Raw genomic sequence first — 13613 nt, 5'->3', positions numbered from 1 at the left:
TAGGAATAATTTTATTAATTTTTTAACAATTGGGCTGAAAATTATTAGCATAAATAATACTATTTTTGTTTTAAGTGAGTTAGGTTTTGTAATTAAAAAATTGACTTGAGGTGAAAAACGGTCGCTTTTCAGGTTAAATTTCTTTTAGAAATCTTGAAATGCTAAAACAATAAAATAGTATTATTTATGCTAAAAATTACAGCAACAATTGCAATTTTGTTCTTATTCTCTTTTTCAGTATTTTCTCAAAAAGCAAACCTTTCGGGTGTTTTAACGGATGGTAGCGAAAAAAACCCTGTTTACAATTCAGTTGTTGCTTTATTAACCCCCATAGATTCTATTTTATACAAGTTTACCCGATCGGATAAAGAGGGGAACTTTAATCTCAAAAATGTAAAAGCAGGAAACTATATATTGATGACGGCGCATAGCCAATATGCTGATTATGTAGATGCCATAATCGTTAATGAAAATGAGAAAAACTTAGGAACAATTGCTTTGATCAGCAAAATAAAACTGCTGCGAGAAGTAATTATAAAGACGGGTTCCATTAGAATTAAAGGAGATACTACCAGTTATAGAGCAGGTGATTTTAAAGTTGATGCCAATGCCAATGTAGAAGAATTACTGAAAAAACTGCCAGGGATACAAGTAGATAAAAATGGTGTCATAAAAGCCATGGGGGAAACTGTAGAAAAAGTATTGGTTGATGGCGAAGAATTTTTTGGCGATGACCCTGGCATGGCGGTAAAAAACTTACGAGCGGATGCGGTAAAAGAAGTACAAGTTTTTGATAAGAAAAGTGATCAAGCCGAGTTTACAGGAATTGATGATGGCAACACAAAAAAAACAATTAACCTAAAATTAAAGGAAGATAAGAAGAAAGGGTATTTTGGCAAAATAGACGCTGCAAACGGACCATTAACAAATGTAGATTCCAGATACAATACTAATCTTATGTTTAGTGATTTTAAAGGTAAAAGAAAACTATCTGCTTTTTTATTAAATGGGAATACGGGTCAAGATGGACTTGGTTGGCAAGATAGCGAAAAATTTGGTGGAAGAGAGAATGATATAAGTATGAGTATGGATGATGATGGAAATGTAAATTATGAATGGACAGGAGGCAATAATGATGATGAACCTTATGTTGACACTCAAAATGGTTTTATTAAAAATACCAACGCAGGATTGCAGTACAGCAACAAGTGGAATGATAAACAAACATTGAATCTCTCGCCAAAATACAATAAGCAAATTTATAGCAACAATAATAGCAGGGTTACCCAAACACAAGTAGGGGAAACCCAACTAAACGAAAATACATCAACGATAAGCAATGTAAACAGAAGTAATTTTAAACTAAATGCTACTTACGACGTAAAATTAGATTCTATAAATTCCATAAAATTTACCGCCAAAACCAATTTTTATAATACTGATAGCGATGAATTTATAAACGGACAGACTACGGGAGATAATGGATTGTTAAAAAATAAACAGGAAAAAACATTTACTACAAAATCGGATAAGGAATCTTTGTTTGCAAGTATTTTGTATAAACATAAATTCGCCAAAGCACGTCGTACATTTTCTGTTAACAGTAGTTGGAACATTTTGAGTACAAATGCCAATAATTTTTTGAAGTCTTCCAACGAAAGTTATAATGGAGGTGTTTTTTCTTCTAGGGATGATGTGGATCAAAATAAAATAGGAGAAAAAACAAATCAAAATCTTACTGTAAACGTTGCCTATACGGAGCCTATTGGTAAGAAATTTGCATTGCAATTCGCCCATCAAATTGCTTATAATAGTGGCGAAAGCAATTATTTAACGTATGATTATTCGGACGTTACAGGCAAGTATGATTTGGTTGTAAATTCTTTGTCAAACCAGTTCAAACAGACAATAACAACAAACAAGCCCAATATAAAATTGAGTTATAATGCCAAAAAAATAAATTATAGTTTTGGAAGTGGTTTTGGTTTTACTTCGTTTGATTTGCAAGATCAAACTTTAAACAAAGAATACAAGCGCAGCTATACTAACTTTTTTCCAGCTGCAAATTTCTCCTACAAGTACAAAAGCAATAGTAATTTACGTTTCAATTATCAAGGCGCAACCAAACAGCCCACCATCGATCAATTACAGCCTTTGAGGAACAATCAAGATTTTTTCAATCAAATTATAGGTAATCCAGATTTAAAGCAATCCTTTACCAATAGTATAAACATATCAAACAATAGTTATAGTATTTTAACAGAAACACAATTTTACCAAAGTATTTCTTTTAGAACTACTACCAATTTAATTTCTTACAACAAAGATATAGATCCAGAAAGTGCTAAAACAATTACCAAACCCATAAACACAAACGGTAATTTTTCTGGAAATTTTTATTTTGGATATGGATTTAAGATAAAAAAAATAGATTTAAACGTTAACCTTAATCCATCTATTAATTATAATAAATCAGTACTTAGCATTAATAACAAAACTAACAATTCCAATACTTTAAATTCAGGATTTTCAGTTTATTTGTATAAATCAAAAGAAAAAAAATACGAATTTAGTTTAAGTAATAGTTTTTCAAATAACAGAAACAGTACTTCTCTAAATGATGAAATAAAATCATTTAACACCAATAATTTGGGTTTGGATATAGGGGTTTATTTCAGAGAAAAATGGAAATTATCCACAGACTACAATTTATACTCTCGACAAAAAACGGTCGACTTTCAAACCAATCTTACTAATCAATTGTGGAATGCAAGGCTGCAACGTACCTTCAAAAACGATGAGTTTACGGCTTATATCATGGTAAGAGATATTTTGAATCAAAATATAGGCATAAATAGATATGTTCATGAAAATGTAATAGGTGAGGAACGAAATGATAGGCTCAAAAGATATGCTATGATAGGCTTTACCTGGAATTTTAAAAACAAAGGCGAAAGAGCAAAAAAATAAATTTGTAACGGTTCTGAAATAAAACATACAAATTTGACAACGTCATTTTACTTTTTTTAAGGTAGAATAAAAGCAAAGAACGAGACAAAACGAGTTCACGGAATAACAATAAATAGTAACATATGAAATCAATACTTTTTTTTATTACTGTACTAATTTTTACAACTACATCAAAAGCACAGCAGTTTATAGATAAAGCTGTAATTGAATATGAAGTAAATACCAATCTCAAAAAAACGATGAGCAATGATAGCTGGGATGAGATGATGAAAGACAACCTGTCAGACCTAAAAATATCCTATTTTACCTATACTTTTGCAGATAATAAAAGCATATACAAATTTGACAGATGGAGCCCAAAAACAAGAATACCAAAACACGAAAAAGATGCAGATGAAGAAAACACTTGGTATTTTGATTTTAAAACAGGAAAAATGAATATGCAAAAACAAATAGTAGGAACTAATTTTGTAATAGCAGATAGCATACCAAATATACAATGGAAAATCACAAATGAACATAGAGAAATAGCCGGTTATAATTGCCGAAAAGCCGTAGGCAAAATAATGGATGACGTATATGTATTTGCTTTTTACACAGACGATATTACCATTTCTGGCGGTCCATGTTCTATAAGCGGTTTACCGGGTATGATTTTGGGACTTTCAATACCAAGATTATACACCTCATTTATCGCGACCAAAATAGATTTAAATAGCAGTACCACATCTGACATAAAACCCATTACAGCCAAAAAAACTTATGACTTAATGGGGCTAAAATCGTTAATAGAAGAAAAAATAAAGGATTGGTACACCTATGGCGAGGATAAAGAAGAAAACAAAAGGCAAAAAAATATTTTTTTGTGGAATGCTTTTTTATAATTGGTTAACTGCTTGATTTTGAATAGTGTTTTAATTTGGGACTACAACGAATAGTATTACTCCAATTCAAATTTTACGGTTATGCTTCCAGTACCTAAAGCAGAAACTAATCCTATAATATTATCAATTTTTCCAAGTCGAGTATAGCTGTAAGATGTATTTAGGTTTTCGTAAAACAATACCAAACAATTATTGCTATACAACATCAAGTCACCTGTTTGAATGTTACTACCAGTTGACGCATTGGTTGGTAAAGTTGTTGAGAAGAAATAAAATTTTTCATTCCTATTTAACTTATTCATATTAAGTGTCAACGGTAACATTGTTTTGAATGAGGCTGCTGTTGCAGTGTCATTAAGTGTGGCTGTAAAGACAGAAGTACCAGCTGTTATTTTCATTTTATTACTTGTTGGATTATTAGGGTTTCCGTTGTTGTTACTATTGTTTTGAGTAGGAGTGGCTTCATCATCTTTGTGGTAACTTGCCAAACAAAGCGTGAATGAAACTAACATCAAAACGGTTGCTACTACATATTTCATACGATTAAGTTTCAGGTAATAACAACCTACTTTAAGTGCTGTTTGAAAAATGTTTCCAACTTGTCAAATGGAACAACATCAACCTTGTCATATAAATCCACGTGAACAGCATTAGGTATAATCATCAACTCTTTTGGTTCGGAAGCCACTTTATAAATGTCTTCGCTGAAATAACGGGAGTGTGCATTTTCGCCTGCTATCAAAAGCATTGGTCTTGGTGAAATTTCTTTGATATAGGCTAAAAGCGGCATATTCATAAACGATAATGGATTGGTAGCTGTCCAAGAACCGTTTGAGTTGATAGAACGTGGATGAAAACCACGTGGAGTTTTGTAGTAGTTGTGGTATTCAGCAACAAACTGAGGTTCGTTTCCTTGTAACTTTTCAGGTAAATTATTTGATGATGGAGCAGGTGTTCCATTCTCTGCATCTTTCCAACGTTGTTGCCCTAATTGTTCCAATGTTTTCATGCGTTGTTCCAGTGTTACCACATCATTATAACCTTTTGACATAACTCGTGTCATATCGTACAAACTAGTTGTTGCCACTGCTTTTATACGTTTGTCAATAGCGGTTGCATTTAATGCCATACCTCCAAAACCACAAATACCAATAATGCCAATTTTAGTTCTATCCACATTTTTTTGTAGACCTAAAAAATCCACTGCTGCACTAAAATCTTCTGTGTTTATGTCTGGTGAAGCCAAATTACGAGGTTCGCCACTGCTTTCTCCTGTGTAAGATGGATCGAAAGCCAAAGCAATAAAACCACGTTCTGCCATCTGGTTGGCATACAATCCAGATGATTGTTCTTTCACAGCACCAAAAGGTCCGCTGATTGCCAATGCTGAAAAAGTTTTAGTTTCCGTGTTTTTGGGTAGATATAAATCGGCTGAAATGGTGATGCCGTATCGATTTTTGAAACTTACTTTTTGACGTGTTACTTTATCACCCAATTGAAAAGTATAATGTTCTACCGTTTCTGTTGTATTCATTTTTTTTGAATTTACTTTTTTTGATTTTTGACCATAAACCTGTCCCAATGTCATTAGGAATGTTATCGCTATAATTGTTATTTGCTTCATTGCTATTTTATTATTTAGAAATTGATTTGATGAATTTAGCAGGCACACCACCTACAATAGAATTGTCAGGAACATCTTTTGAAACTACTGCACCTGCTGCCACAATTGCGTTTTCGCCAATGGTTACTCCTGGTAAAATGGTTGCATTAGCTCCAATCCACGCATTTTTTTTGATGTGAATTGGTTGCGGAATGAGTGAATGTCTGTCTTCGTTCGAAATGGGATGTCCTTCTGATAATAAACTGACTTTAGGAGCAATAAGCACATTATCTTCTATAGTAATACCACCCAAATCCAAGAAAACACAGTCAAAGTTGATAAATACATTTTTACCAATTTTGGTGTGCTTTCCGTAATTGATATGAAACGGAGTAAAAACAGTTGTGCTTTCATCAATTTCGGTGTCTGTAATTTGGCTCAACAAATCCCTTATTTCTTTTGGATTTGAAGAGTTGTTCATTTGAACGAGTACTTTCTTTGTGGCAAATGAGGCTTCTATCAGTTTATAAGCTTGCGGATCGTTAGGTGATATAGTTTTACCTGTTTTTAACTTACTGAATATATTTTCTGTTGTTGTTTCTTCCATTAGTTCCTAAACTATTTGTTTACGGAACAAAATTAAAAATAAAGCCTCGCAGTAACTTTACTGCGAGGCTCAAATAATCTTTCTGAGAAGCTCAATTTTAAATTAAAAATCAAATATCTGTAGGTGAAATTCCGTATTGTTTTTTGAATGCGGTAGAAAAATGTGAAGGGTTTTTAAAACCTACTTCCACATAAACATCCTGAACTTTTTTGCCTTCGTCTTTTAGTTTAATGTATGCAGCTTCAAGCCGTCTTTTTATCAGCCATTTTTGAGGTGTATGATTGCTGATTTTCTTAAAATCTCTTTTGAATGTCGCCAAACTTCTCCCAGTAAAAGACGCAATCTGTTCCATTGTAAGTTCATCTGCATAATTTTCATTCAAAAACTCTAATATGTCCACTTTCCAAGGTTCTGCAAAGTCAAATAAGATAGGATAAAGTTGTTTATTGCTGTTCAACAAAGCATAAATTCCTTCCAATAATTTCAAATGTGTAACACCTTCAGTTGGTTTTATGTTACTATCAAAATAGGGTGTAAGCGATTGAAACAAACTTTCTATAGCCGGCGAAGGTTGTAATTTAAAAACATAATCATCTGAAACAACTATGTTCTGTGGCATTTTTGCTTTATCCATTTTACTGTAAAATTCGCGTAAAACACTTCGTTTAAACGTAAGCGAAATGCCTTTGTATAATTCTTCTCCCTTGCTGTTTTTGTACATTTTCAAACGATGGTCTCTTCTGATAAATGCACAATCACCTGCCTGTAACGTTATTTTCCTATTTCTATCTTCAATAACTTGTTCTCCCGAATACAGATAGACCAAAACGTGTTCTGGAGTTGCGTGAATACATTTTTCGCTATAATCTGAAAAGCAGGATAAAAATATACCTGAATAAGTTATGGTTTTTAAACTATCGTCCTGTTGCACATTCATAAATTTGCTGATGTTAGATTATTAACCAACAAATTTAAGTTTTTTGCTTTAGTCTGACTTTATTGCAAGGTTCATTTTGTCTTTCTGTAAGGCTCACTTTAAAATTGTGTCTGGTCAAGTTGTGCTGGTTTGCGGTGTCGCTTTACAAAACCTCCCTAAAATAAAAAAACTTCCCTTTTCAGAGAAGTTTCCGGTATCAGTTGGACTATTTGCTAAACGTCATCATAATCTACATAAATGCTTTCTGACGTTGGATGCGCTTGACAGGTTAGGATTAATCCATCGGCGATTTCTTTATCAGTAAGAATCGAGTTTTTAGTCATTTCGGCAGTTCCTGATGTAACACGAGCCAGACAACTGCTGCATATTCCGCCTTGGCAGGAATACGGAGCATCAAGACCTTGTTTTAAAGCAGCTTCAAGGATAGTTTGTTTTTGTGACATTTCAAAAGTCGTTTCATCATCATCCACCATAACAGTGATTTTCGAATGACCTTCTAATGATTTTTCGATTTTATGTTCTTTGGTTGAAGTCGTAAACAATTCGAATTTGATAGCGGATTCTTTGATATTTTTTGCTGCCAAAACACCCGAAACGGTATTAATCATTTCTTCTGGTCCGCACAAATAGAACTTATCAAATTCCAATTCCTTGTGTTTGTTATTCAAAACAAAATTCACTGCCGATTTATCTATTCGACCAAATAATGCCTGTTCTGCTTTGGCCTGACTGTAAACATAGTGTACAAAAAGGCGGCTTACATATTGCAATTGCAAATCGTGCAATTCTTGATGAAAGATCGTTTCCTCGGGAGATTTGTTTCCATAAACAAGAACAAAAGAACTTTTAGGCTCACTTTTCAATACTGATTTCAGGATAGAAAGCACGGGTGTGATTCCGCTTCCGGCCACAAAAGCCACATAATTTTTTTGTCGGTCAGCTTGTGGTTCAAAAGTAAATTTCCCTTCTGGTTTTCCTATCTCCAGCGCATCACCTGCTTTTAATTTTGTATTGGCAAATTGAGAAAAAGCACCGTTTTTTACTACTTTTACTGCAATTCGCAATTCCCCACTTTCTGGAGCGGAACAAATAGAATACGCACGACGAATTTCCTGATTGTCTAAGGTAAGTCGAAGATTGATGTATTGACCTGCAACAAAAGTATAGTTTGGTTTTAATTCCTCAGGAACATTAAAAAGTATGGAAACCGCATCTTTGGTTTCACGTTTTACTTCTTTTATTATAAGTTTTAAAAAGGATGGCATGTGATTAATTTTTTACAAAAGTAGGAAACGACAAATAAATGGGGATTATAATTGCCGATTTTTTTATATTAGATGTAACATTTCAAGAATTTTACTACCAATTACGAAACCAAACTATAAACCATGTTCAAAAAATTTATCTATCTCGAATGGAAGGCTTTCACTAGATCCGCTTCCTTCGCAACAAATTTAGGTTTAAAAATCTTGATGCTTTTTGTGGCGATTTATTTTGCTTTAGTTTTTTTGGCTTTGGGAATTGGAGCCTTTTATATTATCAAGAAAATGAATCTGGAACCATTGGTTACCGTAAATAAATTCCTGATTTACTACTTTTTATTTGATTTGATTATTCGTTTGCTCTTGCAAAAAATTCCGGTAATGAACATTCGTCCCTTCTTGGTTTTACCGTTTAAGAAACCAACAATTGTTCATTTTTCGTTGGGTAAAACCGTATTGTCTTTTTTTAATTATGGACACGCTTTTTTCTTTTTGCCATTTTCAGTAGTATTAATCATGGAAGGATATGATGTAGTGAGCGTATTGCTTTGGCATTTAGCCATGATTTCACTGATTTACATCAACAATTTTCTAAATATCGTATTGAATAATAAAGACAATTTGTTTGCCATTTTCGTGGGAATTGTGATTATTTTAGGCGGCTGTCAATATTATCATGTTTTTGATATTACTACTTATACCACCGTTTTCTTTGAGGGTTTATTCCACACAAAATGGATGTTTCTACTGCCAATTTTGGCTTTAATGGGGCTGTATTATGTTACGTTCAACTATTTCAAAAACAACTTGTATCTTGATTCAGGACTTTCAAACAAACACCAAATTGCCAAAACCGAGGATTTAACTTGGCTGAATCAGTTTGGAACATTGGGAACATTTTTGAAGAATGATATTAAACTCATAAAAAGAAACAAGCGTTCCAAAACTACGGTGATCATGAGCGTGGTGTTTTTGTTTTACGGCCTCCTGTTCTTTAAAAGTCATGCTTTATACAATCCGGTGATGCACATTTTTGCAGGCATTTTTGTTTCGGGTGGTTTTTTATTCACTTTCGGACAATTTGTACCTAGTTGGGACAGTTCTTATTATCAATTAATGATGACGCAAAATATTCCGTATCGAGGATATTTAAGTTCAAAATGGTGGCTAATTGTTATCGCGACCGTTATTTCTACGATTTTAGCTTCATTCTATTTGTATTTTGGATGGCAAGTGTATCTGACAATTGTTGTGGGTGCCATTTATAATATTGGAGTCAATTCACATTTGGTGCTTCTTGCGGGTGCTTACACAAAAACGCCAATAGATTTAGATTCCAGCAAAGGAGCTTTTGGAGATAAAAAAGCCTTTAATGTAAATACCATGTTGATTTCGTTACCCAAATTGCTGTTGCCATTGGGACTTTATTGGATTGGGTCCACTTTAATGAGCCCTAATTTAGGATTAGCAATGGTTGCCGTTGCCGGAATAATAGGTTTTGCTTTGAGAGATAAAGTTTTCACACAAATAGAAAAAATTTATAAAACCGAGAAGTACAAAACCATAGCGGCTTACAAACAAAAGAGTTAACAGTCAATTTTCATAAAGCGATTAACCAAATCAACAAATAACCGATTAAACTTTTTTAAAAATGATACAAGTAAACGATCTTTCAAAAATATATAACGGCACAACAGTTCTTAAAATCGAAAATCTGGAAATCCCAAAAGGGCAAAGTTTTGGATTGGTAGGGAATAATGGCGCCGGAAAAACCACATTTTTCAGTTTGCTATTGGATTTAATCCAACCTTCAACGGGACACATTATCAACAATGCCATTCAAGTGAATGCAAGCGAAAACTGGAAACCTTTCACCGCTTCTTTTCTGGACGAAAGCTTTCTAATTGGCTACTTAACACCCGAAGAATATTTTTATTTTATAGGTGATTTACGCGGACAAAACAAAGCGGATATTGATGCCTTGCTGGCTAAACACGAGGAGTTTTTTAATGGCGAAATCCTAAAAAATAAAAAGTATTTGCGAGATTTATCCAAAGGAAACCAAAAGAAAGTGGGAATCATCGCCACGCTTATAGGCAATCCGGAAGTGGTAATTCTGGACGAACCCTTTGCTAATTTAGACCCAACAACAGTCAATAGATTGAAAAAAATTATCAAAGAATTAGCCGAAAATCCGGATGTAACAGTGCTGGTTTCCAGTCATGATTTACTGCATACGGTGGAGGTTTGTAACAGAATTGTGGCGTTGAACAAAGGCGAAATCGTGAAAGATATTCAAACATCAGCTGAAACGTTGCAAGAACTCGAACTGTTTTTTGCAGTTTAAAATTTAACTTAACGGCTATATACAAAACAGTTTACCGCTAATTCGCCAATTGCATTTATTAATTGGAGTATTTAATTAGCGAATTAGCGGTTTATTTTTATCCTGTCAAATCAAAATTTATAGCATTCAAGCCTGGAAGAATTTAATTTGGGTGTGACCCGGAAAGAAAAATTCCGGGTCGGGCTTTTCGCTCTCAATCTTTTTTATTCTTGAAAAAAGAATAAAAAAGGATTTCCGCTGCCATCCCTCACGCAAAACCGGCAATCAAAAAGAAACCTAATAATTTCCACGATATCAAAAAGAAACGTATTTTTACAAGTCATTATACTAAAAAGTATTTTTAGAAGTTAATTGATAAAAAACGTTTACCATTGAAAACCAACACATTCAAACATATATTTTCGCTAGGATTTTTATTGTTTTTGGTAGCGTGTTCTACTAAAAAGGACACTTTTTTGGCGAGAAAATCCCATGCTTTGAGCACGAAATATAATATTTTATACAACGGGCAAATGGGGTTGGACAAAGGAGTTAATGGTATAAAAGCAAATAGTAAAGATAATTTTTGGAAGCGTTTGCCTATCGAAAGAATGCAAATGGATGAAGCCATTTCTACAGACGTAAAATCTAAAAATGCTGATTTTGAACTGGCCGAGACCAAAGCCACAAAGGCAATTCAAAAACACTCCATGAACATTGGAGGAAGAGAAAGAAACAGCCAGATTGATGAAGCCTATTTACTGCTTGGTAAATCCCGTTATTACGATCAAAGATTCGTTCCGGCACTGGATGCATTCAATTATATTTTATACAAATATCCCAACAGCAGCAGAATTTATGAAGCGAAAATTTGGCGTGAAAAAACCAATATGCGGCTTGGAAACGATGCTTTGGTAATAAAAAGCATGACCAAAATGCTGAAGGAGAAAAAGCTAAAAAAACAAGTTTTTGCGGATGCGAATGCTCTTTTATCAGAAGCTTTTTTAAACTTAGAGGAAAAAGACAGTGCTTTAGCAAAATTAAAAATAGCCGAAAAATATACCAAAGTAAAAACCGAAAGAGCGAGATACCGTTTTATTCTTGGGCAATTGTACGAGGAATTAGGCAAAAAAGACAGCGCCATTTACAGCTATGAATCCGTGATAGCTATGAATAGAAAATCCGAAAGAAAATATGTTATTCAGGCTTACGTCAAAAAAGCGCAATTATTCGATTATAAAACGGGAGATACCACTGCGTTTTTAAAAACATACAATAAACTAATTGCCGATAGAGAAAATCGACCATTTCTAGATGTAATTTATAGAGAAAAGGCGGTGTTTTATGATAAAAATAACAAACAAAAAACAGCTTTAAATTTTTACAATGCTTCGCTGAAAAAAGCAACAACGGACCAATATTTGATTGCTTCAAACTACAGGGATTTAGGTAATATGTATTTCAAAAATGCCGATTATCCAGTTGCCGCTAAGTATTATGACAGTACTTTAGTAAAGTTGGATAATAAAACCAGAGAATTCATTCACATTCAAAAAACCAGAAAAGATTTAGATGAAGTAATACAACTCGAAGCTATTGCCAAAACAAACGACAGTATTTTGCATGTGGTTGCTCTGTCAGAAAGAGAACGGGTTTCATATTTTGAAAATTATATCGACAAGTTAAAAAAGACAGATGAAGCTAAAAGAATTTTAGAAGAAAAACTAAAAGTCAAACAAGAAAATATAGAAAGAAATACTAAAACGGCTTCCATTGATGCGGCCTCTCCTAATCAGGAGCCAGGAAAACCAGCGAAGAAATCATCATTAGCACCACCTACTATGGCTAGTATTTCGGGACAGCAGTCAGCAAGTGTTTTCTATTTTTATAATCCTACGACCATTGCTTTTGGAAAATTAGAGTTTAAAAAAATATGGGGGGACCGATCTTCGAATGGGAACTGGAGAGTATCCGCCAACAAAACTGATTTTGCTGTTAATGATTCCATAGGTGGGGACAAAGCAAAATTGGAAGACAAATTAGCAGCAACAGATAAGCCGGTTGAAAAATATACCACCGATTATTACCTAAAACAGCTTCCCACAAAGCAAACCGCGATTGACAGGATTGCCAAAGAACGTAATTTTGCCTATTACCAACTTGGGATTATTTATAAAGAAAAATTCAAAGAATATCAATTGGCCAGCGCTAAACTGGAACAGTTATTAAAAAACAATCCTGAAGAAAAATTCATTCTTCCGACACTCTATAATTTATATAAAATTTATCAAATTACGGATGCTGCCAAAGCGGAGGAAATGAAAAATAGAATTTCAGCCCAGTATCCAAATTCTCGTTATGCACAAATAATAAACAATACAAATTTGGTAGCTGTAGATAATGAATCACCCGAGAAAGTCTATAACAAATGGTATAAACTGTATCAAGAGGAGCAATATACTGTAGTGTTAGCAAAAATTGACGATTTGATTAATCAGTTTTCCGGAGATGAAATAGTTCCTAAATTTGAACTGTTAAAAGCAACTACTCTTGGAAAACTTAGAGGATTAATAGCGTATAAAAATGCGTTACAGGAATTAGCGGATAATTATCCTAACAGTGAAGAAGGAAAAAAAGCAGTAGAAATCCTGACAACTCAAATTCCGTTTTTGGAAGACAAGAACTTTAGTACTGTTGATGCCAAGAATTGGAAAATTATTTATAAAGCAATATCAAGAGAAGATAAAACTACAAAAGCAATCGAAGAAAAAATCAAGTTGTTTATTGCTAGTGAAAATATTCAAAAACTAACGTATTCCTTTGATATTTATACTGAAAAGGAAAATTTTATTACCATTCACGGAATTAATTCGGAGGTTTATGCAAAAGATATTGCACAAACAATGAAAGAGAATATCAAATATAAAATTGATGAACCTGCAATAGTTGTTTCTGGTGAAAACTATAAAGTAATTCAAATCAAGAAAAACTTGGATGCGTATTTGACACCTAAAAATAAATAAT

At 33.5% G+C, this 13613-nt stretch carries 10 protein-coding genes; 5 read left to right on the top strand and 5 right to left on the bottom strand.

Going from position 1 to position 13613, the window contains the following annotated elements:
• The first annotated feature begins 186 nt into the window (after positions 1–186).
• Both ACM55I_RS05690 and ACM55I_RS05685 read left to right on the top strand, forming a co-directional pair.
• Positions 187–2970: an outer membrane beta-barrel protein gene (locus ACM55I_RS05690; protein ID WP_416845792.1), complete on the top strand. Its 2784-nt coding sequence runs from the start codon at positions 187–189 to the stop codon at positions 2968–2970.
• A 122-nt stretch (positions 2971–3092) separates the two neighbouring features.
• Complete coding sequence (locus tag ACM55I_RS05685) at positions 3093–3854, top strand: GLPGLI family protein (protein ID WP_416845791.1); 762 nt, start codon at positions 3093–3095, stop codon at positions 3852–3854.
• Positions 3855–3910: 56 nt separating this feature from the next.
• Here ACM55I_RS05685 and ACM55I_RS05680 read toward each other — a convergent pair whose 3' ends face one another.
• The 5 genes from ACM55I_RS05680 to ACM55I_RS05660 all read right to left on the bottom strand — a co-directional run bounded on the left by ACM55I_RS05680 (position 3911) and on the right by ACM55I_RS05660 (position 8266).
• Positions 3911–4393 (bottom strand): cyclophilin-like fold protein, encoded by a 483-nt coding sequence (locus tag ACM55I_RS05680; protein ID WP_416845790.1) that lies wholly within the window; start codon positions 4391–4393, stop codon positions 3911–3913.
• 26 nt (positions 4394–4419) lie between these two features.
• Positions 4420–5478 (bottom strand): alpha/beta hydrolase, encoded by a 1059-nt coding sequence (locus ACM55I_RS05675; RefSeq protein ID WP_416845789.1) that lies wholly within the window; start codon positions 5476–5478, stop codon positions 4420–4422.
• Between the two features lie 10 nt (positions 5479–5488).
• Positions 5489–6064, bottom strand: a complete 576-nt coding sequence (locus ACM55I_RS05670) for a sugar O-acetyltransferase (protein WP_416845788.1) — start codon at positions 6062–6064, stop codon at positions 5489–5491.
• A gap of 109 nt (positions 6065–6173) precedes the next feature.
• Positions 6174–7001 carry an AraC family transcriptional regulator gene (locus tag ACM55I_RS05665; RefSeq protein WP_416845787.1) on the bottom strand — a complete coding sequence of 276 codons (828 nt, stop codon included), beginning with the start codon at positions 6999–7001 and terminating at the stop codon, positions 6174–6176.
• A gap of 212 nt (positions 7002–7213) precedes the next feature.
• The gene (locus ACM55I_RS05660) at positions 7214–8266 is read right to left on the bottom strand and encodes a 2Fe-2S iron-sulfur cluster-binding protein (RefSeq protein WP_416845786.1); all 1053 of its coding nucleotides are present in this window, start codon (positions 8264–8266) and stop codon (positions 7214–7216) included.
• Positions 8267–8389: 123 nt separating this feature from the next.
• Here ACM55I_RS05660 and ACM55I_RS05655 point away from each other — a divergent pair, with 123 nt between their 5' ends.
• The 3 genes from ACM55I_RS05655 (at position 8390) to porW (ending at position 13612) form a co-directional block, all read left to right on the top strand.
• The gene (locus tag ACM55I_RS05655; protein ID WP_416845785.1) at positions 8390–9853 is read left to right on the top strand and encodes a DUF5687 family protein; all 1464 of its coding nucleotides are present in this window, start codon (positions 8390–8392) and stop codon (positions 9851–9853) included.
• Positions 9854–9914: 61 nt separating this feature from the next.
• Positions 9915–10610, top strand: a complete 696-nt coding sequence (locus ACM55I_RS05650; RefSeq protein WP_416845784.1) for an ABC transporter ATP-binding protein — start codon at positions 9915–9917, stop codon at positions 10608–10610.
• Positions 10611–10981: 371 nt separating this feature from the next.
• Positions 10982–13612, top strand: a complete 2631-nt coding sequence (porW, locus tag ACM55I_RS05645) for a type IX secretion system periplasmic lipoprotein PorW/SprE (RefSeq protein WP_416845783.1) — start codon at positions 10982–10984, stop codon at positions 13610–13612.
• Position 13613 lies beyond the last annotated feature (1 nt).

Source organism: Flavobacterium algoris (genome assembly GCF_048158525.1).
GTDB classification, from domain to species: Bacteria; Bacteroidota; Bacteroidia; order Flavobacteriales; family Flavobacteriaceae; genus Flavobacterium; species Flavobacterium algoris.
The sequence above is the reverse complement of the archived record's forward strand: the minus strand, read 5'-3'. Positions and strand labels throughout refer to the sequence as shown.

Coding starts and splice junctions, on each gene's coding strand:
- ACM55I_RS05675 (WP_416845789.1), bottom strand. CDS start 5,478: ATGAAGCAAATAACAATTATAGCGATAACATTCCTAATGACATTGGGA.
- ACM55I_RS05650 (WP_416845784.1), top strand. CDS start 9,915: ATGATACAAGTAAACGATCTTTCAAAAATATATAACGGCACAACAGTT.
- ACM55I_RS05670 (WP_416845788.1), bottom strand. CDS start 6,064: ATGGAAGAAACAACAACAGAAAATATATTCAGTAAGTTAAAAACAGGT.
- ACM55I_RS05660 (WP_416845786.1), bottom strand. CDS start 8,266: ATGCCATCCTTTTTAAAACTTATAATAAAAGAAGTAAAACGTGAAACC.
- ACM55I_RS05685 (WP_416845791.1), top strand. CDS start 3,093: ATGAAATCAATACTTTTTTTTATTACTGTACTAATTTTTACAACTACA.
- ACM55I_RS05665 (WP_416845787.1), bottom strand. CDS start 7,001: ATGAATGTGCAACAGGACGATAGTTTAAAAACCATAACTTATTCAGGT.
- ACM55I_RS05655 (WP_416845785.1), top strand. CDS start 8,390: ATGTTCAAAAAATTTATCTATCTCGAATGGAAGGCTTTCACTAGATCC.
- ACM55I_RS05690 (WP_416845792.1), top strand. CDS start 187: ATGCTAAAAATTACAGCAACAATTGCAATTTTGTTCTTATTCTCTTTT.
- ACM55I_RS05680 (WP_416845790.1), bottom strand. CDS start 4,393: ATGAAATATGTAGTAGCAACCGTTTTGATGTTAGTTTCATTCACGCTT.